Annotated in this window: 15 protein-coding genes; 7 read left to right on the top strand and 8 right to left on the bottom strand. The window is 64.2% G+C overall.

Features of this window, described 5'->3' with window-relative positions:
• Nucleotides 1-89: 89 nt before the first annotated feature.
• A complete protein-coding gene (locus JQ609_RS13010) occupies nucleotides 90-3,830 on the bottom strand; it encodes a DUF3971 domain-containing protein (RefSeq protein WP_212273715.1) in 3,741 nt (1,246 codons plus the stop codon).
• 228 nt (nucleotides 3,831-4,058) lie between these two features.
• Here JQ609_RS13010 and JQ609_RS13005 point away from each other — a divergent pair, with 228 nt between their 5' ends.
• Together JQ609_RS13005 and JQ609_RS13000 are read left to right on the top strand one after the other, a co-directional pair.
• A complete protein-coding gene (locus tag JQ609_RS13005; protein WP_212273810.1) occupies nucleotides 4,059-4,868 on the top strand; it encodes a peroxiredoxin in 810 nt (269 codons plus the stop codon).
• A gap of 101 nt (nucleotides 4,869-4,969) precedes the next feature.
• Entirely contained in the window at nucleotides 4,970-6,319 is a 1,350-nt protein-coding gene (locus JQ609_RS13000; protein WP_212273714.1) for a M23 family metallopeptidase, read from the top strand.
• Nucleotides 6,320-6,577: 258 nt separating this feature from the next.
• Here JQ609_RS13000 and JQ609_RS12995 read toward each other — a convergent pair whose 3' ends face one another.
• Together JQ609_RS12995 and JQ609_RS12990 are read right to left on the bottom strand one after the other, a co-directional pair.
• A complete protein-coding gene (locus tag JQ609_RS12995) occupies nucleotides 6,578-8,068 on the bottom strand; it encodes an NAD(P)/FAD-dependent oxidoreductase (protein ID WP_212273713.1) in 1,491 nt (496 codons plus the stop codon).
• A gap of 29 nt (nucleotides 8,069-8,097) precedes the next feature.
• Entirely contained in the window at nucleotides 8,098-8,547 is a 450-nt protein-coding gene (locus tag JQ609_RS12990) for a cupin domain-containing protein (RefSeq protein ID WP_212273712.1), read from the bottom strand.
• A 278-nt stretch (nucleotides 8,548-8,825) separates the two neighbouring features.
• Here JQ609_RS12990 and JQ609_RS12985 point away from each other — a divergent pair, with 278 nt between their 5' ends.
• From JQ609_RS12985 to JQ609_RS12970, 4 genes are all read left to right on the top strand, one after another.
• Nucleotides 8,826-9,839, top strand: a complete 1,014-nt coding sequence (locus JQ609_RS12985; RefSeq protein ID WP_212273711.1) for an AraC family transcriptional regulator — start codon at nucleotides 8,826-8,828, stop codon at nucleotides 9,837-9,839.
• Nucleotides 9,840-9,858: 19 nt separating this feature from the next.
• On the top strand, nucleotides 9,859-10,047 hold the full coding sequence (locus JQ609_RS12980) for a hypothetical protein (protein WP_212273710.1): 189 nt from the start codon (nucleotides 9,859-9,861) through the stop codon (nucleotides 10,045-10,047).
• Nucleotides 10,048-10,050: 3 nt separating this feature from the next.
• Nucleotides 10,051-12,234: a carbamoyltransferase C-terminal domain-containing protein gene (locus JQ609_RS12975; RefSeq protein ID WP_212273709.1), complete on the top strand. Its 2,184-nt coding sequence runs from the start codon at nucleotides 10,051-10,053 to the stop codon at nucleotides 12,232-12,234.
• A gap of 158 nt (nucleotides 12,235-12,392) precedes the next feature.
• On the top strand, nucleotides 12,393-12,587 hold the full coding sequence (locus JQ609_RS12970; protein ID WP_212206742.1) for a hypothetical protein: 195 nt from the start codon (nucleotides 12,393-12,395) through the stop codon (nucleotides 12,585-12,587).
• Nucleotides 12,588-12,593: 6 nt separating this feature from the next.
• On the opposite strand, the gene JQ609_RS12965 is transcribed toward JQ609_RS12970, so the two are convergent.
• From JQ609_RS12965 to JQ609_RS12945, 5 genes are all read right to left on the bottom strand, one after another.
• Complete coding sequence (locus tag JQ609_RS12965) at nucleotides 12,594-13,523, bottom strand: DMT family transporter (protein ID WP_212273708.1); 930 nt, start codon at nucleotides 13,521-13,523, stop codon at nucleotides 12,594-12,596.
• An 80-nt stretch (nucleotides 13,524-13,603) separates the two neighbouring features.
• Nucleotides 13,604-14,476, bottom strand: coding sequence for an NAD(P)-dependent oxidoreductase (locus tag JQ609_RS12960; protein WP_212273707.1), 873 nt, complete (start codon nucleotides 14,474-14,476; stop codon nucleotides 13,604-13,606).
• 17 nt (nucleotides 14,477-14,493) lie between these two features.
• Nucleotides 14,494-15,625 (bottom strand): peptide chain release factor 2 gene (gene prfB, locus JQ609_RS12955; protein WP_212206736.1). Its coding sequence is split into 2 segments (ribosomal slippage): nucleotides 14,494-15,555 and nucleotides 15,557-15,625, totalling 1,131 coding nucleotides; the frame shifts between segments, so codons are not numbered across the junction.
• Between the two features lie 181 nt (nucleotides 15,626-15,806).
• Nucleotides 15,807-18,320, bottom strand: coding sequence for a penicillin-binding protein 1A (locus JQ609_RS12950; RefSeq protein WP_212206734.1), 2,514 nt, complete (start codon nucleotides 18,318-18,320; stop codon nucleotides 15,807-15,809).
• A gap of 257 nt (nucleotides 18,321-18,577) precedes the next feature.
• Nucleotides 18,578-19,882: an N-acetylmuramoyl-L-alanine amidase gene (locus JQ609_RS12945; RefSeq protein WP_212273706.1), complete on the bottom strand. Its 1,305-nt coding sequence runs from the start codon at nucleotides 19,880-19,882 to the stop codon at nucleotides 18,578-18,580.
• 741 nt (nucleotides 19,883-20,623) lie between these two features.
• Between JQ609_RS12945 and JQ609_RS12940 the strand changes: the two genes are divergently transcribed.
• Nucleotides 20,624-23,788, top strand: coding sequence for a ribonuclease E/G (locus tag JQ609_RS12940; RefSeq protein ID WP_212273705.1), 3,165 nt, complete (start codon nucleotides 20,624-20,626; stop codon nucleotides 23,786-23,788).
• Nucleotides 23,789-23,797 lie beyond the last annotated feature (9 nt).

Below are 23,797 nucleotides of genomic sequence, written 5' to 3'. Positions count from 1 at the left end.
CAGCCTCCCGGTTTTTTGAAAGCTAGCGCGGGACGATGCCGATTGGCCAGATCAATCGCTGATGGCAAAATCTCTCAACAGCTCACGCCCTAATTATTGGTCGGCGGGAATTCGATCGGGTTGTTCTGCTTGCCGGTGTTGAATTCGAAGATCTTGCGCAGCACGCCGGGCGCCATCGCTGAAATTGGATTGACGCGCAGCACCGGCGCGGCCGGCGTGCCGACGACCTCATAGGTGACGCCGATCAGGCCCTCATTGCTGCCGCCGCCGAGGAACAGGCCGAGCACGGGAATCTGGCCGAACATATTGTTGAGTCCGTACATCGGAACGAAGGTCCCGCTCATGCGTACGGAGTTGCCGATATAGTCGAGCGTGCCTTCGATGGTGGCGCCGATCGTCGGGCCCTTCACGACGCCGTCCCGGATCGTGAGGTGTCCGCTCTGCCGGGTGAATTCCGCGCGCAACGCCGAGAACGACACGCCGTTTTGTACGCCTGCCGGTCCACCCGCTGCCGCGCGCTCCAGTTCAGGGACGCCTTTGACGGAGAAGTCGCGGATATTGATCAGGCCATCTTTGGCTGATGGTTCGACCGTCGGCGGCTCCATCGCGAGCGAGAGCTGACCGCCGAAGACCTTCGAGTTGGTGTCGGTGAAGCGGAGGAACGCGCCGGCGTCATTGGTCTGCAGAATGATCAGGTCACGCCCCTGCCCCTGAACACGACCGCGCAAATCGGCGGTCACCGGCGTATCGCGCCCGACCTTGCCGGTCATCGCAAACGCCTTGATGACGCCATTGCGCCGGGACATCTTGGCATCGACGCTGCGTAGCGCCTCGCCATTATGGCCGGCGACCGCGCCGAGCTTGACGTCGATATCCAAGTCGATGTTCTTGGTCTTCTTGGCGTCGGCCTCCTTGCCCGAGATCGCCGATTTGAGGAAGCCGCGGCCGTCGAACACGTCGCCGCGCATCGTCACCTTCACGATGCCATCGGCATTGCGTTCGGCTTTCAGCGAGGTCTTGTCGCCTTCCGATGGCGAGTAGGTCGGGAAGTTCGCGGTCATCAGATCGCCATTCGCGTCGACTTCCAGCGAGCCCTTGATCGAGACGCCGCCGCCGTCGACGACGATGTCCTGGAACAGCGTCGACTGCTCCTTTTTGACGACGCTGAAGGTCGCCTTGCCGGACCTGCCCGGCACCTTGACCCAACCCGGCAGGATGTTGTCGAGCCGGAGCGCGGTGAGATCGGCCTCGATACCGACGCGGCTGTCGTTCTCGCCGATCTTGCCGACCAGTTTGATTGGAATCGCGCCGCTAACGGCTGGACCGAGATCCAGCCCAAGCCGCGCGCGGCTGGCGTCATCCAGCGTCGCCGACAGCCTGATATCGGCGTCGCCCTCGTTCGGCTTGCGATAATCCAGCGACGCCTGCTGGCCGTTGATCTTGACGTCGCCCCTGACCTGATAGCCGTTGTTGTTGGCAACGACCTTCAGCGTGTTCGCCTCCAGCTTCTGGTTCATCACCAGCTTGTCGATGGAGACCCCGCCGAGATCGGCGGTCACAGCATAAGTCGTGTCGGCCTTGGTCAGCACGCCCTTGACCGGCATGCCGAGCATGATGTTAGCCGTCACTGTCCCCTTGCTCGCGTTCGGATCGATGAAATTGGCGGAGACGTCGCTGAGGCGATCGGATGCCAGGATCTCGGCCGCGGCCGCAATGGTTCCATCCATGCGGAATTTCACCTTCGACGGCGATGGCTTCGGCGCCATGTCCGGCACCTCGAAGGTGAAATCCGAAATCGTGACCTTGCGACCGGCCGGCGTATCGGCGATGCCCTGGCCGATGTTGACGGTAGCGGTGCGACCCGTCACGCGTGCCTTCAGGTCGGCGTCGCGCACGACCGGCATGTCATCGACGGGGCGCACCGTCACGCCGGTCGCCGTGATAGTGACCGCCAGGCCGTCGTCGGGAATCGGCGGGCCTTTGCGCGACAAGTTTCGCACCGGCGAATTGACGCCGACCTCGATGCGCTGGAGCGTGCCGCGTTCGATCCGCTCGATCACCCATTCGCGCACTTCCGGCACGATCAGGACCGGCCACATCCGCTTGAGCGCGGAGGCCGACATCGGCGTACCGGCAAAGCCAAGCTGGAGCCGCGCCTCGCCGGAATAATCGACGCTGCCGGTTCCGGCGACGCCGATCTCGCCATTGCTGATATCTGCCTGCGTCAGCAGAAAGCGCTTCCTGTCAGTGTCGAAGCGCATGCCGATCGCGATGCGATTGAAGATCAGCGGCTGTTCGCCCTCATTGCCGGCCAGCACGATAGTGCCGCCGCTCAACCCGGCCTGCCATTCGGTCGTGGTTCCATTCGGCGGCTCGAGATGGCCGAGCAGCGTGACCCGGTTGGCGCCGGAAACGATCTTGAACGGGGCGACCAAAACGCGCCGCGCGGAATCCCATTCGACGTTCATTTCCGCCGCATCGATCGCCATCGGATAATCGGGCGTATCGCTGTCGATGATGTTGCCGGCACCAGCGGTCAGCTTGCCACGGAAATAGGTCGGCAGGCCATCGCGGCCGAGTTCGCCTTTCAGTTCACCCGACAGCGGCAGGTTTGCGCTGTAGGTGAGATCCTTGACCCGCATCGCCAGCAGAATATTGGCCGCCGGTACCTTGTCGGCACGCAGATCGACCGAGCGCACGCCGTTGGTCGGTGGCCCGATCACCGCCCGCAGCGACCATGGCCGGGCGCCCTCCTCGCCAACGCTCAGCGCCACCCCACCGGCGTTCGGCCGGCGAAGGCTCATGCTGATATTGTCGAAGGTCCACTTGTTGCCGCGCTGCTGGTCGTCGACGACCAGATTGCCGTTCTTCAAGCCGATCTCGTTGAGATTTTGTCCGTCGAGACCGGTCAGGCTCAGGCTGTCGAGCCAATCGAGGCCGGCCAGCAATCCGTTCTGTGCCGTCTCGGGCGCCGGCGTGCCAGGCGGCGGTGCCGGCCGCGGGAATGTGGGCGCCAGGCCAGCGTCGCGCTTCGAGGCTACGCCGGTCGCCAATGGTTTGGCCGTGTCACCAGCCGATACCGTCACCTGGCCATCCGGCGTGATTCGTACCGCGAGTTCGGCATCGACCAGATTGAGGCTCTCGGCGCGAAGCCGCCCCATCAACAACGCGGTGCCGGATAATCTCACCTCGGCCTTCGGGGCGCTTGCGACAATGGCCTGGTCGCGATCCCTGACCACGATGTCGCGGATACGCACCGCGATTCGAATTCTGCCGGCACGCTCGATTTGCGTGCCACCGACCTCGACCGTATTGCCGTGCCCGATATTTTCCTCGATCGCCTTCGCAAGCCAGGGCGTCGCCAGGTCGAGATTGATCGGGCCGGCGCCGAGCCGCCACCAAAGCCCGCCGAAGCAGCTGGCAAAGATCACGGCCAGCACCGCAATCACGACCGATAGGCGCTTGACCCAACGTTCGCCGCTGATCCATCGGTTCAGCGCCGAAACATTGTCGCTGAAACGGTGAAAACGGGAATTGGACCGGGACAATAGCCGCCGTGCGCGGTGGCGCGCCGCCTCGTCCTGGTCGGTATCCCAGCCGGCCTCGTCATCCCATTGCGAGATTTGGGCCTCAGCACGCGGATTCGACCCTTGTCGCCCAAGATCTTGGCGCCCCGAACCTTGGGGTCCAAGACCTTTGAGCCCAGAACCTTGGAGCCCAGGACTTTGGGGCGAACTATTCCTAGCCATTGCCTCTCGGTGCTGGCGCTGAGGTTGATCGTCGCCGCAGGCACGCCCATCGATCTGTATCGAGCGCTCCCGTGCCGGCATCGCTGCCAATCCTCGATTAATACTGTTACTCGTAGCCAAGCCCAAGGACTCAATCGCCGACTTAATCAAATGGGCCGTCAACGAGCGGACGGGTGGTGCGTCGAATTCCTTGTAACCATACTCCGAGGTCATCAAACTTGCCCAGCAGCCGGAGCGAATCCGATAGGCCGGGACAAGACCCGCAATACCCTATTGGTTGATCCGCCGAAAGCGACGAAAGGAAGGCGTATGTCCAAGAAAACGCGCAAGAAATCCTCCAAGGGATCCGCAAAGACACCCGCAAAGACACCTGCCAAGTCATCCGCGAAGGCGCCTGCCAAGAAATCCGCCCAAAAAACGATCCCTGCGAAGGCAGCCCGCAGTGGCTCGAAAGCTCCAGTCAAAGCGCCCGCGGCCAAGGCCGGCAAGGCGGTCGCAACAAAATCAGGCAAAGCAGCCAAAAGCGCTTCGACCAAAGAATCCCACAAGCCGGCGTCGAAATCGTTAAAATCCAACCTATCGGCGACGCCGAAATCCGATTCCGGGCCGATTCCCAAGCCGGCCGAAAAACCGCTCCCCGCGCCCGGACCGGCGGCTGCGCTGGCTGAAGGTGCCAAAGCGCCCGGCTTCCGGCTGCCCCGGGACGGCGGCGACAGCGTCGCCCTGGCCAATTATGCCGGCCAAAAACTGGTGCTGTTCTTCTACCCCCGCGCCGACACCCCCGGCTGCACCAGGGAGGCGATCGACTTCACCCGGCTCAAGGACGCCTTCGCCGAAAGCGGAACGGCGGTGCTCGGCATCTCCGCCGACACCGTACGGGCCCAGGAGTCCTTTCGCGACAAGCACCAGCTCTCGATTCCTCTGATTTCGGATGAGAAACATGAGATGCTGGAGGCGTATGGCGCCTGGGGCGAAAAATCCATGTATGGCAGGACCTTCCTTGGGATTCTTCGCACCACCGTTCTGATCGGCAAGGACGGCAAGATCGCGAAAATCTGGCGCAATGTACGGGTCGATGGCCACGCCGACGACGTGTTGGCCGCAGCGCAAGGATTATAGTTTTCCAGGTTCCATTTCCCAAAAATTAACCATGAGTGGGTCAAATCGGCCTCGCAAATTCAGCCGTACGGAACCCCTGTCCGACCGGCGCGGGAGAGCCGATGTCGTACCGTTCCGGTCATCATTCCGAGTACCACCAGCACCATCATCCCCATGACAGCCGGGCGCGACGTCCCGTGGCGCAGGCCGCGGCGCTGCCCCCGGCCAATGACGGATATGCCATTGTCCATGCCGGCAAGCAGGTGCGGTTCGGGCCCGTGGTGTTCTGGATCGTCGTCGGCACGGTCGTCGTGCTCGGAATGTGGTCGGCGGCGACCGCCACCTATTTCGCCTTTCGCGACGACGTCCTGACCCGGCTAATCGCCCGCCAGGCCGAGATGCAGTACGCCTATGAAGACCGCATCGCCGAGCTGCGCGCCAAGGTCGATCGCACCACCAGCCGCCAATTGCTCGACCAGGAACAGTTCGACCAGAAGCTCGACCAGATTATGAAGCGCCAAACCGCGCTGGAATCCCGCGCCACCGCGCTCGGCTCGATTCCGGACAGCACGGCCACCGGATCGATCCGGCCGCCGGCCCGCGGCGCCGCCGCCGAGAGCCCCGCTTCCGGGACACCGAAGCCCAGCCCGATCAGCGACACCGTGATCTTTGTGGCGCCGCCGGATCGTGAAGCCCGTCTGGAGTCGCGCGCTCCGGTCGTGGCCAAGCAGCAAGCCAACCAGTACGCCAAGGTTCAAGGCGTCGACAACGTCCTGGTCCGGCTGCAGACGTCGCTTGACCAGGTCGAGCGGCGCCAGATGGCGGCGCTGAGCTCGGTAGAAGACAGCATGGAATCGCGCGTCCGCCGGATGCGCGGCGTGTTCACCGATCTCGGCCTCGACATGGCGCAGCTCGAAGCCGCGACGCCACGTTCGGGCGTCGGCGGCCCCTTCGTGCCGGTGAAGCTTGGCGCCGATGCCGGCCCGTTCGAGCGCCAGCTCAACCGGATCAACGCCACCCGTGCCCAGGTCGAGCGGTTGAATCGCACGCTGGCGCTGGTGCCTTATCGCAAACCCGTCGTCGGCGAAGTCGAGTTTACCTCCGGCTTCGGCGTCCGCAGCGATCCTTTCCTTGGTCGGCCGGCGATGCATACCGGCCTCGATTTCCGCGCCGCGACCGGCGATCCCGTGCGCGCGACCGCGAACGGCAAAGTGGCTTCATCGGGATGGATGGGCGGCTATGGCCGCATGGTCGAGATCGACCACGGCAACGGGCTATCGACCCGCTACGGCCATCTGTCGGAGATCCACGTCAGGGTCGGCGACGTCGTCAAGATCGGACAGGTGATCGGTGCGGTCGGCTCAACCGGCCGCTCGACCGGTCCGCATCTGCATTATGAAACACGGATCGACGGCGACGCGGTCGACCCGCAGAAGTTTTTGCGCGCCGGTGTGCGGCTCAGCTCCGGCTAGAGGTCAGCGCGAAGCGCCAATGATCCCGTTCCCGCCTCCGCAGATAAAAAATCGCGAAAACAACCCCATGCAAAAGTAAAATGAGCCTCGACCAGCGGTATTAATGCACCGTCCGCGCCCTTATCGTCGACCACCGCCTCCGCCCATTCCACCGCCGCCGCAGCCGCCCGGGCCACCTGACAATCCGGCGGCCTCGATCGTTGGGAAATCCTGCGAGCCGGAGCGCGGCCTAGCTCGGTTATTGGCCGTCTCCCCGCGTCATGCTGATACCTTGTAGTCCGGTGCAGAAGCGAGAAACCGCGCATACGCATCCGCGTCGGGTGGGGTAAATTTCTCCGCCAGCGCGCTGCGCCGGCGTGTTGTTGTCCCGATGTCGGCGAGCAACTCGTCAAAATGCTTGAAATGGTAGGGCGCAACGCACAGCCCGCCATAGACGCCGGCCGCTGGCCGCTCCACGCGTTTGAAATGCAGCATCAGTTCGATGTTGTCACGCATCTCGGCGGGGCTCGGCTGCTGCGCAAGCTGGCCGTCGGCGTAACGGACCAGCCAGTTTGCCGCCAGATCGGCGCACAGCACCGTGCAGAAACTGGAGTTGAAGCCGACAAAACCCATGTCCGGCAGATCCGGATTGGCGATCAGCCGGTAGAGCCTGTACTGGCCGTCGCCGTCCACCAGACGGTCACGAAGCGCCTGCGGCAGGAACGGCACGCCGAGCTTGTAGCCGATGGCCAGGATGGCGAGGTCGGCTGCAACGCGCTCGCCGCCGGTCATCACGATGCTGTTGCCGTCGTAATGGTCGAAGCTGCCGCGGATCGCCTTGATCCGGCCATCGGCGACCATCGGAAAGAAGTCCGGCGTGGCAATCGGCACCGCGCAATTGACGCCATCCTCGATGCGCTGCTTCGGAACCATGTCGCATTTCTTCAGCTTGAGCTGCAGCTTCAGCATGCTTTCCAGGCCGCGCCAGTTGGCCCAGACAAACGGCTTCGCCACCGCGTGCTTGAACCGCGACAGCGCGCCGATGCCCCAGCTCTTGAACATCTCCTCCTGCGCGCGGATGTAGAGGATGCGCTTGAAGTTGATCAGGCCGCCGATGAAGTAGGGAATCCGCCACACCGGCTCGCGGTACACCAGCGTGACCGCGCTGGCGCCGGAATTGACCGCGTTGACCGCAATGTCGGTGGCCGATTTCGAGCCGCCCAGCACAACCACCTTCTTGCCCTTGGCGAGGCCGGCATCGTTGTATTGCGAGGAGTGCAGGATGCGTCCGCCCTGCGCCTTGAACGCGTCCTCGCCGCGAAGGCTGAGGGTCTGCGGTTCGTTGAACTGCCCGATGCAAACCGCGACGAAGTCAAAGTCCTCCGGCGTGCTGCCGGCGGGGCCGCGAAGGTCGAGCCGCCAGCCCGGCTTGGAGTCCGGGCGGCTATTCATCTGCACCACCTCGGTATTGAAGCGGATCAGGCGATCGAGGCCATGATCGCGGGCGTATTCGGCAAGATAGGCATGGACCTGCGGACCCTTCGGCCATTCCGGATAGGATGCCGGCATGGCCTTGTCGGTGTAGCGGTAAAGCTCCTTCGGGCTTTGGGTCTGCACATCAGGATAGGATCTTGCCGGCTCCCACACGCCGCCGAGATCGCCGCTGCGCTCGACAATGCTGACGCGATGTCCGCGCGACGAAAATGCCTTGGCCGCAGCCAGCCCGGACACGCCGGCGCCGATGATGCAGACCTGCTTTTGCTTGACCATGGTTGTCTCCGTCGTGAAAGCTCGCGCCGCTATTCGTTGGCCTCGGGCGGCAGGAAGTTCACCTCGTGCTCGGCGGAAACCCGGACCACCTCCGCAGGGTCGGTCATGTTGTGCAACCGGTTGAACAGCGCTTCGAGCTTCTGCATCGGCGACACCCAGAACAGCGCGCGCGCCGGCTTGTCTGACTTGTTGAAGTAACCGTGCGGAATGCCGCGCGGCAGCCGCACCAGGTCGCCGACCTTCGCCTTGACCCAGACGCCGTCGAGCTTGAGATCGAGTTCGCCTTCCTGCACCAGAATGAATTCATCCTGCGTCGGATGGATATGGACCGGCACGAACTGGCCGGGGTCGCTGTTGGTCTCGAAGGCGAAGGTGGAATCGGTCACCGCCTTCGGGAAATAGACCTGCCCCAGGATATTCCAGGTCACGCCGCCGTAGCCGGTGCCATCAGCGGTGATCCCCTTTTCGAGTGCTGCCATGTGCCGTCTCCTGTTGGATGGTTAATCGGTCAAGATCAGTCGTATTTGCGCAGGCTGCGGCGAACCCACCCGGCCGTCTAGCCGCAAAACGAATCCGCCATCGGGGCCGAAGAACTTCTTTTGGACGGCACGGGTGATGTTGCGGCGCACGATCATCGTGGCGCTGATGTCGCCGGCTGCGCAACGATCAGGCACAATCCGCTGCCAAATCGCCTTTCCAAGCCCCCGCCCCGAAGATATTATAGGGTTCAAACAAACCCGAAGGCCGTGTGAGGACGATGGGCGCAGCCGTTGCGGAAAGGGTGGGAGACGCGAGGCTGGCCGCGTTCAACCGCGTATCGACCGGCGATGTCGATGCCGCCGCCGAGGCGATCGGACGCATCTTCTGCCCCCATCAGTTGACGCCCACCCGCCCGTCGGCGCCGGGTTTCTACGCCCTGCACAATTGCGCCGCCTTCGACGGGTTCTCCATCAACTACGTCGCCTATGGCGGGACGGTAACGATCGATCCTGGCTGCCTCGACCGCTTTTTTCTGCTGCAGATTCCGCTGCACGGATCAGCGCGGATCGCAACCGCGGCCTGCGAGGTTGAAAGCAGCCCGGGCACGCGCGCTTCGCTGCTTTCCCCGACCATCCCAACGCGGATGACATGGGACGGCGATTGCGCCCAACTCATCCTTCTGGTGGACCGGCGGCTGGTCGAACAGCGGGCCGCAGCGCTTTCAGGAAAGCCGGCGGGTGCGGTCGAGTTTACGCCGGCGATCGATCTCAACCAGGCCTGCGGGCGCGAGCTGCTGTCAGGGGCCGCTGACCTGGTCGATCTGGCCGAGCATCTCGGACCCAGCCGCCGCCTGGCACCGGTTGCCGCGGCCGAATTGCGCGAGGCGCTGCTCGGCGCCCTGCTCCACGGTCAGCACCACAGCCGGAGCGTAGCGATGCAGGTGTTCGGCGGCCGCGCCGAAACGCTGCCGCGGCCGTTGCGGCGGGCGCGGGACTGTCTGCATGCCCACGCCGCCGACCCGCTCGATCTGGCCCAACTCGCCGAAATCACCGGCATCGGCATCCGCGCGCTGCAGATCGGCTTCCGCCGCCATTTCGGCACGTCGATTTCGCAGATGCTGCTCGATATCAGGCTGGCGCACCTCAATGCCCGGCTGACCAGCGCACGCCCCGGCGAGAGCATCACGGAGATCGCATTCGAACTCGGATTTACCCATCTCAGCCGCATGGCGCGCGCTTACGGCAAGAAATTCGGCGAAACGCCGTCCTCGACCCTGCGCAGGATGAGCTGAACCAATCAATGCTGGCTTAGTGCCCAACCTCACCCGCGATGATATCGCCGAACAGCTCCCCGCTTATGCCGTTGAACTTCATCAGCTGCATCTGCTCGATCGGAAAGAAGTCGTTCGGCAAAGTGTCGCAAGCCGCGCGCGGGCTGGCAAGCGGCCGCTTATTCCGCTGGATGAAACAGCATTGTTGCGCGCCGCCTTTTATGATTGATGCATGGCGACACGTTTCCCCTGCAAGGCCCCCTTGGAATTGAACCCGACGACACGCATTGGTCCCCGACATCCGAAGCTCGCCGCCGGCGGATTCCGCGCCGCGCGATGGCTGGCGGCGAAGACGTTTGGCGCGGCCGGCTTTCACCAGCTCGGCTCGAAATTTGCCGATGCGCGCATCGCGCAGGTGCGCGACAAGCTCGCGCGCGGGGAAACGGTCTATCTCGCCGGCCTCGGTGCGCCCGGCACGCACAATTCGGGCGTGGCGCTGGTCGAGGTAACGCAGGCCCATGGCCCCCACCTGATCCTCAACAACGAGGAAGAACGTTTTTCCGGCAACAAGCACACGACGGAATATCCGCGCGCCTCTGTCGATGCGATGGTTGCAGCCTTGCGTGGCATCGGGCGCGACATCGCCGATATCGACGCCTGGCTGACCAGCTGGGACTACCCGACATTGGCGGGAACACTGGCACGCTCGGTGCTGGAAGAAATCCCGCAAAGCCTCAAGCTGCTGCGCACCACCGAAGCCGCGGGCTTCGACGGAAGACGTCTCGACCAGATGACGCGCACGCCGAAGATCCTTGCGAAGCAAATGGGGCTTTCCGAACGCCTGCCGCTGATCTGCCTGCCGCATCACGACAACCATGCCTGGTTTTCCTATGCGGCGTCGCCCTTCGCCGACGACGGCGAGCGGGTGGCGGTCGCGGTGCTCGATGGCACCGGCGATCAGGGGTCGATCTCGTTGTACGTCGTCCAGCACGGCAAGATGCGCCGGCTCTACTGCAACGACAGCATGTTCGATTCATTGGGTGCGTTCTACAGCGTGATCTCTTCAACGCAGGGCGGCTGGACTTGGCTCTCCAGCGAGGGCCGCTATATGGGCGCGGCCGCCTGGGGCGACATGAACCGCGCGACAAATCCGTATTACGCGCGGCTGCGAAACGTCCTGCACTTCGGCGAAGCCGGCGAAGTCAGGCTCAACCGCGCGATGGCCAACTGGTATTGCGACCCGTTCGACAACCCTTACAAGACGGCGCTCACCGACATCCTTGGACCAGCGCTCAAGCCCGAGCAGCTCTGGAATCCCGACGCGGTGCTGCGTGTCGAGGACATCCATCACCGTCGCGACACCAAGGAACGCCTCGACAAGGCGGCCGCGACGCAACTGGTGTTCGAGGACGCCATGATCCATGTCGTGGACCACCTGTTGCGCGTCACAGGCGCGAGCCGGCTGGTGCTGACCGGCGGCGTCGCGCTGAACGCGATCGGCAATATGCGCCTGCTCGAACATTTCAATGAAGCCTGGTTCGCCGGCGCCCAGCAGCGCAAGGCGCGCCTGCATCTGTGGGTGCCGCCGGTGCCCGGCGATCCCGGCGTCACCATCGGCGCGGCGTGGCTGTTCGCGCATCTGGCGGGCGCCCCGCGCGGCGCGCCGATGACGCATGCGTTCTATTGCGGCCTGCCGCCGTCAAATGAAGCCATTGCGAGCGCGCTGGAAGCCGATGACATCGCCTCGCAGCGCATTGGTGATATCTCGACCGCTGATGGACGCGACGCCGTCGCCGACCTGATGGCGTTTGTGGTCGCGCAGAGCGGCGTGATTGCGCTCTATCAGGGCGCCGCCGAGACCGGACCGCGCGCGCTCGGCCACCGCTCGATCCTCGCCAATCCCTGTGACCACAACGCGCGAGAGCGGCTCAACGAGCGCGTCAAATACCGCGAGGCGATCCGCCCGCTGGCGCCGATGGCAACGCTGGAAGCTGCCCACCAATATTTCGAGCTGCTGCCGGGCGCCTCCGATGCCGGTTACAACGCCTACAATTACATGGTGCTGACGGCGCAATCGAAGCCGGGCGCACGCGACAAGATTCCGGCCGTGATTCATGCCGACGGCACCGGCCGGATTCAGATCGTCAATGCGGATGACGATCCCCTCACCCACGCTTATCTGAAGGCGCTCGGCCGTCACATCGGCGTCGAGATATCCGTCAACACGTCCTTCAATGTCGCAGGTCCAATCGCGCAAACGCCGCAGCAAGCCATCGACACGCTGCGCCGTTCCAAAGGCCTCGATGCCGTCGTGTTGGTGGCAGACAACGGCGCGGTCTATGCCGCCTGGCACGGCGGCGAGCGCAACAACGGAAGATTTTCAAGCTGGTTCGCGCAATGGAAGAGCCGCCGGTAAGGTTGACAGGTTAGCTTAACCAGCGACTTCAATTGCATCACGACCGCCGCGGGCTATCGTGCATGCAGTGGACGATTTGTTCGTTCCAACCCCTGTTAACTTCGCCGTCGGGCGATCATTTTCCGCCCGGCGGCCTCGTTAAATCGTGAGCGCGCGCCATGCATGCGGAAAGCCAGGAGCGGTTACGAATATTGAGCCTCAGTCCGAAGCCCGCCTGGGCCGAAGTCTGGCACTTGCGGAAGATTTTCATTCCTCGGCGATCCATCACCGGACGGTTGCTGACCGGCAAGGTTTGGCGGCGCCATGACGGCAGGCGCTGGATCTACAAGAAATTCACCGAAAACAACGGCTAGCGCCATCTATCCTATGGCAGCCGGCCGTCGAACCAACCCGAGCACCCGCCCGTCGATCAACAGCAGCGCGCTGCCGATCACCAGCGCGCCCGCGATCTCGCGCGGCGAAATCTGCTCGCCCAGCACCAGATAGCCGAGCACGATGGCGGTGACCGGAATCAATAGCGTCACCAGCATGACATTGGTGGCGCCGGAGCGCCGCAGGATCTGGAAGAACACGATATAGGCCAGCGCCGTCGACAGGACAGCCAGACCGATCACCGCAAGCCACGTCGCAACGCCTGGCATCGGCAATTGCCAGGGGCGTTCGGCGAAGCCGGCGACAATCACCATTATGACGCTCGAAGCGAGCAACTGAAACGTCGCCGTCCCCAGCGGCGGCGAGTTCGACAGCAGCCGTCGCGCCACGAGCGCCGACAGGCCATAGCTGAACGCGCCGGCGAGGCAGAGCAGGATGCCGATGCCCTGCCCGCTCCAGAATCCGTCGCCGTCCAAACTCCAGCCACGCAGGATGACGACGCCGATCAAGCCCACCACGACGCCCGCGATCCGCCGCACCTGCAGCTTCTCTTCACCGGCCGCCGCCATCACCACAACGGTAAACAACGGCGTGGTGGCGTTGAGGATCGAGGCCAGCCCGCTCGGGATCGTCGTCTGCCCCGCCACGATCAGCGAGAACGGCAGCACGTTGTTGCAAAGCCCGATCGCGAAGAACGGCTTCCAGCCTGCAATGCCTTTTGGAAAATCGATCCGGTAGACCCATAGCAGCGGCAGCAGGATGATCGAGGCCAGCGCCACGCGCAGCAGCACCAGTGTCAACGGCGGCAATTCGCGCAGCACCACGCCGTTGAAAAAGAACGAGCCGCCCCACAGGATCGAAAGCACGCCGAGCAGCGACCAGTCGCGGGCGTCGATCCGGTTGTCGGCGGTGGTCATGTACGGCTCATATCTGCATTCGGCGCAGATCTATTCCGGCCCGCGAGCCTTGCCCACCCGATTTCCGAACACGTACGCGCCTATTTCGGGCGCGACACGATCTCGATCATCCTGCCTTCGTCGTCGTCGGGCATCTCGGCCTTGGCATGGGCATAGGCTTCCACCGCGGCGCGGCCGACCGGCGGCGTTCGGGCCAGCAGGCTTTCGGCCAACTGCACCGCATAGGCGGCATCCTTGTGGCGGAGCGCCGCCGTGAACGACGCGCCGGAGAAATCGCGCGCCACCATGCGCTTTGAATGACGGATCACCTGCGGGCTCGCGACCGCGCCGGTCGCCAGCGCTTCCGCCACGAGGTTCATGTCCAGCCCTGCCTGCTCGGCCATCGCGATGCCTTCGGCCAGACTTGCGATCTGCACCGCGCCCATCAGATTGTTGATCAGCTTGAAGACGGTGCCGGTGCCGACAGCGCCAAAGTGCCGGACTACGTCGCTGATCGGCGCCAGATATGGTTTTGCCCGATCGAGATTAGCTGTGTCGGCGCCAACCAGCAGCGTCAGCTTCCCGGCGGCCGCCGCGCTCGGCAGGCCGGTGACGGGGCAATCGATGTAGAACAACTCGCGCCCGCGCAGTTCACGCGCCAGGTCGAGCGCGTGCTGGTACGACACCGTGGAGCATTCGATCGCCAGCGTGCCGGGCTTCATCTTCGCGGCCGCGCCATCCTGGCCGAGCCACACGGCGCGAGACGCTCCGTCATCGGCGACCATGGTGACGACGGCATCCGCGCCATCGGCCGCGTTTGCCGGTGAGGCCGCCCAGCGCGCGCCGCGCGTGATCAGATCTTCGGCTTTCGCCTTGCTGCGATTCCAGATCGCAACCGAAAAGCCGGCATCGAGATAGCGGCCCGCCATGCCGTGCCCCATGCGGCCGAGGCCGATGAAAGCGACTGTCGTCATGGGCAAATTGTCATGGGTTAATCCACATCCTCGACCGAACCGGGCGAGGTGCCGAACGCACGCTGTGCCAGCGTCGCGGCCATGAACTCATCGAGATCGCCGTCGAGCACGCCCGACGTGTCCGAGGTCTGCACACCGGTGCGCAGATCCTTGACCATCTGGTAGGGCTGCAACACGTAGGAGCGGATCTGGTGACCCCAGCCGATATCGGTCTTGGCGGCCTGATCGGCCGCGGCCTGTTCCTCGCGCTTCTTCAGCTCGATTTCGTAGAGCCGCGCGCGCAACATGTCCCAGGCCTGCGCGCGGTTCTTGTGCTGCGAGCGGCCGGCCTGACAGACCACGGCGACGCCGGTCGGAATATGCGTCAGCCGCACCGCGGATTCGGTCTTGTTGACGTGCTGACCGCCGGCACCGCCGGAGCGCATGGTGTCGGTGCGCACGTCGGACTCCGCGATGTCGATCTTGATGCTGTTGTCGACCACGGGAAAGATCGCGACCGACGAGAACGAGGTGTGCCGGCGCGCGTTGGAATCGTACGGCGATATCCGAACCAGCCGGTGCACGCCCGCCTCGGTCTTGAGCCAGCCATAGGCGTTGTGGCCCGAGATCTGGATGGTGGCGGATTTGATGCCGGCTTCTTCGCCTTGTGTTTCTTCCAGATATTCGATCTTGAAGCCGTGCTTCTCGGCCCAGCGCGTATACATGCGCAGCAGCATCTCGGCCCAGTCCTGGCTTTCGGTGCCACCCGCGCCGGCATGGACTTCGAGATAGGAATCGAACCGGTCCGCCTCGCCCGACAGCAGCGCCTCGAGCTCGCGGCGCGCCACTTCCTTTTTCAGCGCCTTCAGTGCGTTCTCGGCTTCGGTGACGACACCGGCATCGTTCTCGGCTTCGCCGAGTTCGATCATCTCGACATTGTCGCTGAGTTCGCGCTCGACCTTGCCGATGCCCTGCAGCGCATCCTCCAGCGAGGTGCGCTCCTGCATCAGCTTCTGGGCCTTCTGTGGATCGTTCCAGAGATTGGGATCTTCGGCGAGCTTGTTCAGCTCGGCTAGCCGTGCCGTGGACTGTTCGACGTCAAAGATGCCTCCTCAGCAGCCCGACTGACTGCTTGATCTCTTCAACGAGGCGTTCGACTTCGGCGCGCATGGTGTCTCTGATCTGCGGTGCAAACCGCTAATATAGCGTTTTCAAGCGAAGTGGGTACTGGTTCGCGTGAAGAAAACGCGTCAAGATATAGAGTTAGTGTTCGCAGGGATGTAGCGGCGTCTCTCACAAAGCGCAATCCGCCTGGGGTTCGGTCCCAAGCAGTTTCTTCACACCAACGAGCCTAGTACAGCCCGCCGGGCCGCATGATGTGGCCGGAGTCGGGCGACTGGTATCCCCCCTGATATCCGCCTTGATATCCCTGCGGGGCGCGCCCATCGGCATCGGCCACGCCAATGACGGAGTAATTATCCGGCGGAGCTGTACCCGGCTTGAAGGCTTCCAGGATGGTCCGGCCACCTTCGCCGGGACCTGCGCGCATGCCGCTCTTGGCATCGACGCGAACCAGCTTGATTCCGGCCGGCACCTTGAACGGGATCGCGGCCTTGTCGGCGAGCGCGAGCTTGAGGAAGTCGCGTGCGATCGGCGCGGCCAGCGCACCGCCGGTCGCCTTGCCACCGAGGGTGCGCGGCTTGTCGTAGCCGACATAGATGCCGACCACGAGGTCCGGCGAGAAGCCGATGAACCACGCGTCCTTCGCATCGTTGGTGGTTCCGGTCTTGCCGGCGATCGGCTTGCCGACTTCCTTCACGACAGTCGCGGTGCCGGCCTGCACGACATATTCCATCATCGAGGTGATCTGATAGGCCGTCATCGGATCGAGCACCTGCTCGCGGCGGTCGACCAGTTGCGGTTCGGGCTGATTCTTCCAGCCGCCGGGCGCGTCGCAGCCGCGGCATTCGCGCGCGTCATGCTTGTAGATGGTGTGCCCGTAGCGGTCCTGGATGCGATCGATCAAAGTCGGCTTCACGCGGCGGCCGCCATTGGCGAACATCGAATAGGCCGTGACCATGCGCATGACCGTGGTTTCGCCGGCGCCAAGCGAATAGGACAGATAGTTCGGCAGTTCGTCGTAAACGCCGAAGCGCCGCGAATATTCGCCAATCAGGGGCATGCCGATGTCCTGCGCCAGCCGCACCGTCACCGTGTTGAGCGACTGCCGCAGCGCATTGCGCAGCGTCACCGGACCGTTGTACTTGCCGGACGAATAGTTTTCCGGGCGCCAGACGCCGGCGCCCTGCCCCTGATCGATTTCGATCGGTGCGTCGACCACCACGGTCGACGGCGTGTAGCCATTGTCCATGGCCGCTGAATAGACCAGCGGTTTGAACGAGGAACCCGGCTGCCGGTACGCCTGCGTCGCGCGGTTGAACTGGCTCTGGTCGAACGAGAATCCGCCGACCATGGCCAGCACGCGGCCGGTCCAGGGATCCATTGCCACCATCGCACCCGACACTTCAGGCAATTGGCGCAGGCGATACTGCCCCTCCACCGGATTGCCGTCCTTGCCGAACAGCGGATCGACATAAATCACGTCGCCCGGTGCGAGCACTTGCGCGACCGATGTCGGCGTTCTGCCCTTGGTCGGCCCCGACGCAGCCTTGGCCCATTTGACGCCATCGATGGTGATGATGCCGGTCTGCCGTTGCTTGGCGACGGCGCCGCCGAGCTCGCGGCCGGGCTGGAAACCGACCCGGGCCGACTGGTCGCTGGTCTCCAGCACCACAGCCATCCGCCAGGGCGAGATATCGCTCAGCGCCTTGACGTCGGCCAGCTTCACGCCCCAATCGCCGGTAATGTCGAGCTTGCTTGGCGCACCCCGCCAGCCCTGCGCCTCATCGTAATTGACCATGCCGGCCGCCATGGTCTTGCGCGCCATCACCTGCATCTTCGGGTCGAGCGTCGCCCGGACCGAGAGGCCACCTTCATAGAGCTTCTTTTCGCCGTAACGTTCGAAGATGTCGCGCCGGACTTCCTCGGCGAAATACTCGCCGGCAAAGATATGCGCGCCGGTACCGCGGCTGGTGACCAGGAGTTGATCCTTGCGCGCCTTGTCGGCATCGGCCTGCTTGATCCAGCCGTTTTCGACGAGACGATCGACGACGTAGTTACGGCGTTCGATCGCGCGGTCGCGGTTGCGCACCGGATGCAGCGCCGCCGGCGCTTTCGGCAGCGCCGCCAGATACGAGGCTTCCGAGATCGTAAGCTCGTTCACCGACTTGTCGAAATAGACCAGCGACGCCGCCGCGATGCCGTAGGCGCCGAGACCGAGATAGATTTCATTGAGATAGAGTTCGAGGATGCGATCCTTCGAATAGGCGCGCTCGATACGCATCGCCAGCAAGGCTTCCTTGATCTTGCGGGCGAAGGAGACCTCATTGGTCAACAGGAAGTTCTTTGCGACCTGCTGGGTGATGGTCGACGCACCCTGCGGCCGGCGGTTGGAGCCGTAGTTCTGCGCATACAGCACCGCCGCGCGCGCCATGCCGGTGAAGTCGATGCCGCCATGCTCGTAGAAGTTCTTGTCTTCGGCGGCGAGGAACGCGTTGATGACGAGTTTCGGCACCGCCTGGATCGGCAGATAGAGTCGGCGCTCCTTGGAATACTCGCCGAGCAGCGCGCCGTCTGAGGCGTGCACGCGCGTCATCACAGGCGGTTCATAATCCTGAAGCTGCGAATAATCCGGCAAGTCCTTGGAGAAATGCCAGATCGCGCCGGCGACGCCGGCGACGCCCACCAGGAACACCACGGTTCCGGCAGCGAACAAGAATCCCAAAAACCGCACCAGCAAGCGCATGATCGAAGTTCCGTTCCAACCCTTGCGCCGTGACTTGCGGCGTCTGCCTTGCCATCAAAATCCAAGCGCAAATCGAAGCGCTCAAGCCCTCGCCCGACGGACCCGTCGTTGCGCGTACCAACAATAAAGGGGCCGACGGACAATAATGGCCGATTCCGAAGACCCTGCGGTAGTTTTCTATACCGCTGCCGCTGTGGCCAAACTAGGGCTTCCTTCACAGCATCGCGTGCATTTAATCAGCATTTTCATACGGCTTTTCATTTGCCGGGTCCGGCGGTTGCCAGCCGTTTGGCGAAAAATGCATCAATCGCCTGCGCCATCGATCCGACGGTCTTGTTCCGCCAGTTCTCCGACATCAGAAGCTCGAGGTCGCCCTTGTTCGAGACATAGCCGAGTTCGACCAGCACCGAGGGCACGTCCGGCGCCTTCAAGACGCGGAAGCCGGCGGATTTCAACGGGTGCTTGTGCATCCGCACCGTGGTCTTCATCTCGCCCATCAAGATGCGGGCGAACCGGTTTGAAAACGTTCGGGTCTCGCGCTGCGCGAGGTCGATCAGGATGTCGGCGACTTCGGTCGGCTCGTCGGTGAGATTGACGCCGCCAATGGCGTCCGACTTGTTCTCGGCCTCGGCCAGCCGCTCGGCTTCAGCGTCGGAGGCCTTGTCGGACAAGGTGTAGATGGTGGCGCCGTGGGCATCGCCCTCCCGGCGCGGCAGGGCGTCGGCATGGATCGAGACGAACAGTGCGGCCGACTGGGTGCGCGCGACCTTCACGCGGTCGTTCAGTGGAATGAACGTATCGTCCGTACGGGTCATGACGACGCGGTATTTGCCTGATTTCTCGATGCGATCGCGCAGCGCGAGGCCAAATCCCAGCACCAGATTCTTTTCCATCTCGCCGCCGGCCTGGGTGCCGTTGTCGATGCCGCCATGGCCGGGATCGATCACGATCAGGGGTCGGGTATCCTGCGCCTGCGCGGACTTTGCCGCCGCCGGTGCATCGTCCGGCCCAACCGCGGCATTGGCGGAAGCAATCGCCGGCCTCAGTTCGGGGCGATTCTCGGGCGCCAGCAATTGCACGAAGGCGGTCCGGTCCACCTCTTCCAGCTCCAGCACCAGCCGCGGCGGCTGGTCGTTGGCCGCTTCCAGCACATAGGATTTGGCGACCTTGGCCGGTCCCGTCAGGTCAAACACGATTCGCGAACCGCCCGGCATGACGAGGCCATAGCGGAACGCCTTGACCAGCCCGCGCCCCGTGCTGCCGGTGGCCGCGGCCAGCTTGAAGCTGACCTGGGGAATATCGACGACCACGCGATAGGGATCGGCCAGCGCAAAGGCGCGAAACTGGATCGGCCTGTCGAGATCGAGGACGAAGCGGGTTTGTTTGCTGTCGCCGGCCAGCCTTGCATCGGAGGCCACCGGAAAATTCGAGGCGCTTGCCGCAGCGGGTCCAGGCGAAGGCCCCTGCGCAGCGCTCGGGGTGATGAAATTGGCACACGCCAATGCTGCGGCGCACAACAGGCCGCACCCCAGCAAAACCCGGTGATTTGCGCGGTTAGCCAACGATTCGACGCCTCCGAGGCAGCCCTCTTACCGCATTAGAACCACAGGGTTAATCGAAGCTTAAGGGTCGAAAAGCGAAAAGGGATGAGTGTTGCCGTGCTGCGACGCTGCCCTTGACGCTCCCTGACGCTCCCTTGCACCCGGCGGGCAATCCACGTATGTACGAGGTGCTGACGGCTAATACTCCCGGTTGTGTCGCGTTCAGCCTCCCGGTGCAGCGCCGGAACCTTCCAAGTCGAAGGGACCTGCGTCTTTCCCGATCCCTCCACCAGCCAGCGCTGCGCGCGGCTGACACGGAGAGGCGGTTTCGAGCCCGAGCGGCGTCCGATCCCAGGTACTAACTTGCAAGGTACTATCTTGCTCCAGGGACGGTTTGAGACACGGCAGAACTGATTATCTGGACCCCAAAATGGTCCGATATGCGATGGCCGGCGAGCGCGAATGCGCCGCGCCGGGCCTTCAGCGATAGACACGGCGGTCAATTTTGCCGCCAACATGTTCAGACGGGCCGACGCTTGATGCGCCAGACTGTGTTGCCGACCAGGATCCACGGAACGATCGCGCCGACGCGAAGCGAAAGCTTCGCACGTCGTTTTGTTCCGGTGGCTCCCCGTTCGGCGCGGCGCCAAGGTTTGCGTTTTGGCCTTCCCCTCACCCCCGAATCAGGTGGACCGTCGCGTCACCGGGCCGCGCAATATGCGCGCGCCATGCACCGCGCCCGCCGCCGTCAAGAGCTCCAAAATGCCCAACAAGATGTTGATCGATGCCACCCACCCGGAAGAGACCCGGGTCGTCGTGGTCCGCGGCAATCGCGTCGAAGAATTTGATTTCGAGACCGCCCAGCGCAAACAACTGCGCGGCAATATCTACCTCGCCAAGGTCACGCGCGTAGAGCCGTCACTGCAGGCGGCCTTCATCGAATATGGCGGCAACCGTCACGGCTTCCTGGCCTTCAGCGAAATCCACCCCGACTACTACCAGATCCCGGTCGCCGACCGGCAGGCGCTGATCGAGGCCGACGAACGCGCCCATCGCGAGGCCGAGGAAGAGAGCGAGAACCGCTCCTCCAACCGTCACCGCGGCCGTTCGCGCCACCGCAACGCCCGCCGCCGCGGCCATGGCGAACGGGTCCAGAGCGACGTCGTCGAAAACGCCGCGATCGATCCGGCGCAGGCCGCCCAGCCCTATGAGGGCGAGGCGCAGCGCTTGCATGAAGGCGCACACCCCGACGAAGCCCGCGCCCATGATGGCGATCACCATCCCGCCGATACAGCCGACCACGGCCACGATCATGGGTATGTTGCGCATGATCACGACGATCATTCGCATGAACAGGGTCGCCCCCAGGAAGACCACCTCGAAGAGCAAACCCAAGATCGCGTCCAGGATAACACCCCTGATCATGCCGCGGCCGAAGCCCCGGTAGCTTCATTCCAATCCGATGCGGCACCGGTTGAGGCCGTCGCCGCGCCGGCAGAGGTAACGGCCAGCGCCGAAAGCCACGAGGTTCATGCGCATCACGACGAGCCGGCGCATGACGCACGGCACGGCGACGAACACGCGCTCGAAAACGCCGCCCATGCCGATGACGCGCCGCGCGCCGAGGATGCCGGCGAGGAATACGCCGCCGCCTCCCACGAGGATCGTGCCCCCGCGCCGGAAGGCGACGAGCAAGACGACGATGATGAAGACGATGGCGACGATGCCGAAGAGGAAGTCGTCGAATCCGTCGGTGGCGACGATGTGCTCGAGGAAGTGCCGGAGCGCGCCTTCCGTCCGCGCCGCCAGTACAAGATCCAGGAAGTCATCAAGCGCCGCCAGGTCATGCTGGTGCAGGTCGTCAAGGAAGAGCGCGGCAACAAGGGCGCGGCGCTGACCACCTATCTGTCATTGGCCGGCCGTTACGCCGTGCTGATGCCCAACACCGCCCGCGGCGGCGGCATCAGCCGCAAGATCACCTCGGCCCAGGACCGTTCGCGGCTTAAGGAAGTGGTGCAGGATCTCGACGTGCCCGAGGGCATGGGCATCATCCTGCGCACCGCCGGCGCCTCGCGCACCAAGCCCGAAATCAAGCGCGACTTCGAATATCTGATCCGCATGTGGGAAACCGTGCGCGACATGACGCTGAAGTCGCAGGCCCCGACGCTGGTCTACGAGGAAGGCTCGCTGATCAAGCGCTCGCTGCGCGACCTCTACAACAAGGAAATCGACGAAATCCAGGTCGCCGGCCAGGCCGGCTACGATGAAGCCCGCGACTTCATGAAGATGCTGATGCCCTCGAACGTGCGGGCGGTCCGGCAATATCGCGACGGCCAGCCGCTGTTCTCAAGGATGGGCGTCGAGAGCCAGCTCGATGCGATGTTCTCGCCGACGGTGCAACTGCGCTCGGGCGGCTACATCGTCATCAACCAGACCGAAGCTTTGGTCTCGATCGACGTCAACTCCGGCCGATCGACCCGCGAGCACCACATCGAGGACACCGCGCTCAAGACCAACCTCGAAGCCTCAGAGGAAGTCGCGCGGCAGCTGCGTCTGCGCGATCTTGCCGGCCTGATCGTCATCGACTTCATCGACATGGACGAGAAGCGCAACAACCGCGCGGTCGAGCGCAAGCTAAGCGACTGCCTGCGGCAGGACCGCGCCCGCATCCAGGTCGGCCGCATCTCGCATTTCGGCCTGTTGGAAATGTCGCGCCAGCGCATCCGCGCCAGCGTGCTGGAGAGTTCGACCGAGCCCTGCGCGCATTGCGGCGGCAGCGGCCATGTCCGCTCGGTGTCGTCGGTGGCGCTGCAATTGCTGCGCGGCATCGAAGAAATTCTGATGAAGGGCGCGACCCACAATCTGGTGGTGCGCACCCGCACCGACGTCGCGCTCTACGTCCTCAACCACAAGCGCGGCCATCTGCGCGATCTCGAAAACGCCTTCAAGGTCACGCTTGCGATCGTTGCCGATCCCACGGTGGCCGGCCAGCAATCGTTCATCATCGATCGCGGCGAACAGGTGCACACGCTGGAAGCCGCCAAGGCCTTGCTGGCGGCGCAGGCCGCGGCGTTCCCGTCCCAGGTCGAGGAAGCCTATGACGACGAAGAGCCGTTCGACATCGAAGGTGAAGTCGAGACCGAAGAGACCGAAGGCCTGACCGAGGAAGCCGCCGGCGGCGAAGAAGTCGCCGGTGAAAGCGAAGCCGACGGCCACCGCCGCAAGCGCCGCCGGCGCCGCCGCGGCCGTGGCGAGCCGCGTGAAGGGGCAGCCCCGCGCGACGACAATGACGCCCTGCGCGTTGCACCCGAAAGCGCTGATGGCGCGGTCACGGTTGCCGACGACGGCGAAGCCGACGACGACGAGGGCGACGAACAGGGTGCCGTTGCGCGCGGCGAACAGGGACCAAACGGCGAGCGCCGCCCGCGCCGTCGCGGACGTCGCGGCGGACGCCGCCGGCGTGGCAGCGGACCGGAAGATGGTCTCGCCGGATCGATCTCGGACGAACTCGGACCGACCCCGGTTTCGGAAGTCGCCAGCGCGGTTGCCGATTTCGACGGCCCCTCGGCCGAGCCGGCGCCGACATTGGTCGAACCCGAGCCCGTTTCGCAGCCGCCGCAACCGCAGTGGCAGCCCGCCGAACACGCCTCGCCCGAAACCGTCAGCAGCGCGCCGACGCCGACACCCGAGGAAACCGCACAGGAGGCCGACCGGGCCGCCGCGCGGCGGCGTTCGACGGTGCGCGAAAAAGTCTCGTTCCTGACCAGCGCCCCGTCCGAGCCAGCACCGGCCGTCAGCCATAGCGAGGCGGAGCCGGCGGCAACGGCCCCTGCTCCCGCGCCCGCTGAACCCGCGCCTGCCGCGGCCAGCGAAGCCGCGCCGCGCAAGGCCGGCTGGTGGTCACGGCGTTTCGGCAGCGGCGAGTAAGGACGACCT

The sequence above is a fragment of the Bradyrhizobium sp. AUGA SZCCT0169 genome (assembly GCF_018130085.1).
Taxonomy (GTDB): Bacteria; Pseudomonadota; Alphaproteobacteria; order Rhizobiales; family Xanthobacteraceae; genus Bradyrhizobium.
This window is presented reverse-complemented; position numbering and strand designations above follow the sequence as displayed.

Bases quoted from the DNA above. Each gene is read 5' to 3' on its own strand.
- JQ609_RS13010 (WP_212273715.1), bottom strand. From the start codon at position 3,830: ATGCCGGCACGGGAGCGCTCGATACAGATCGATGGGCGTGCCTGCGGC.
- JQ609_RS13005 (WP_212273810.1), top strand. From the start codon at position 4,059: ATGTCCAAGAAAACGCGCAAGAAATCCTCCAAGGGATCCGCAAAGACA.
- JQ609_RS13000 (WP_212273714.1), top strand. From the start codon at position 4,970: ATGTCGTACCGTTCCGGTCATCATTCCGAGTACCACCAGCACCATCAT.
- JQ609_RS12995 (WP_212273713.1), bottom strand. From the start codon at position 8,068: ATGGTCAAGCAAAAGCAGGTCTGCATCATCGGCGCCGGCGTGTCCGGG.
- JQ609_RS12990 (WP_212273712.1), bottom strand. From the start codon at position 8,547: ATGGCAGCACTCGAAAAGGGGATCACCGCTGATGGCACCGGCTACGGC.
- JQ609_RS12985 (WP_212273711.1), top strand. From the start codon at position 8,826: ATGGGCGCAGCCGTTGCGGAAAGGGTGGGAGACGCGAGGCTGGCCGCG.
- JQ609_RS12975 (WP_212273709.1), top strand. From the start codon at position 10,051: ATGGCGACACGTTTCCCCTGCAAGGCCCCCTTGGAATTGAACCCGACG.
- JQ609_RS12970 (WP_212206742.1), top strand. From the start codon at position 12,393: ATGCATGCGGAAAGCCAGGAGCGGTTACGAATATTGAGCCTCAGTCCG.
- JQ609_RS12965 (WP_212273708.1), bottom strand. From the start codon at position 13,523: ATGACCACCGCCGACAACCGGATCGACGCCCGCGACTGGTCGCTGCTC.
- JQ609_RS12960 (WP_212273707.1), bottom strand. From the start codon at position 14,476: ATGACGACAGTCGCTTTCATCGGCCTCGGCCGCATGGGGCACGGCATG.
- JQ609_RS12950 (WP_212206734.1), bottom strand. From the start codon at position 18,320: ATGCGCTTGCTGGTGCGGTTTTTGGGATTCTTGTTCGCTGCCGGAACC.
- JQ609_RS12940 (WP_212273705.1), top strand. From the start codon at position 20,624: ATGCCCAACAAGATGTTGATCGATGCCACCCACCCGGAAGAGACCCGG.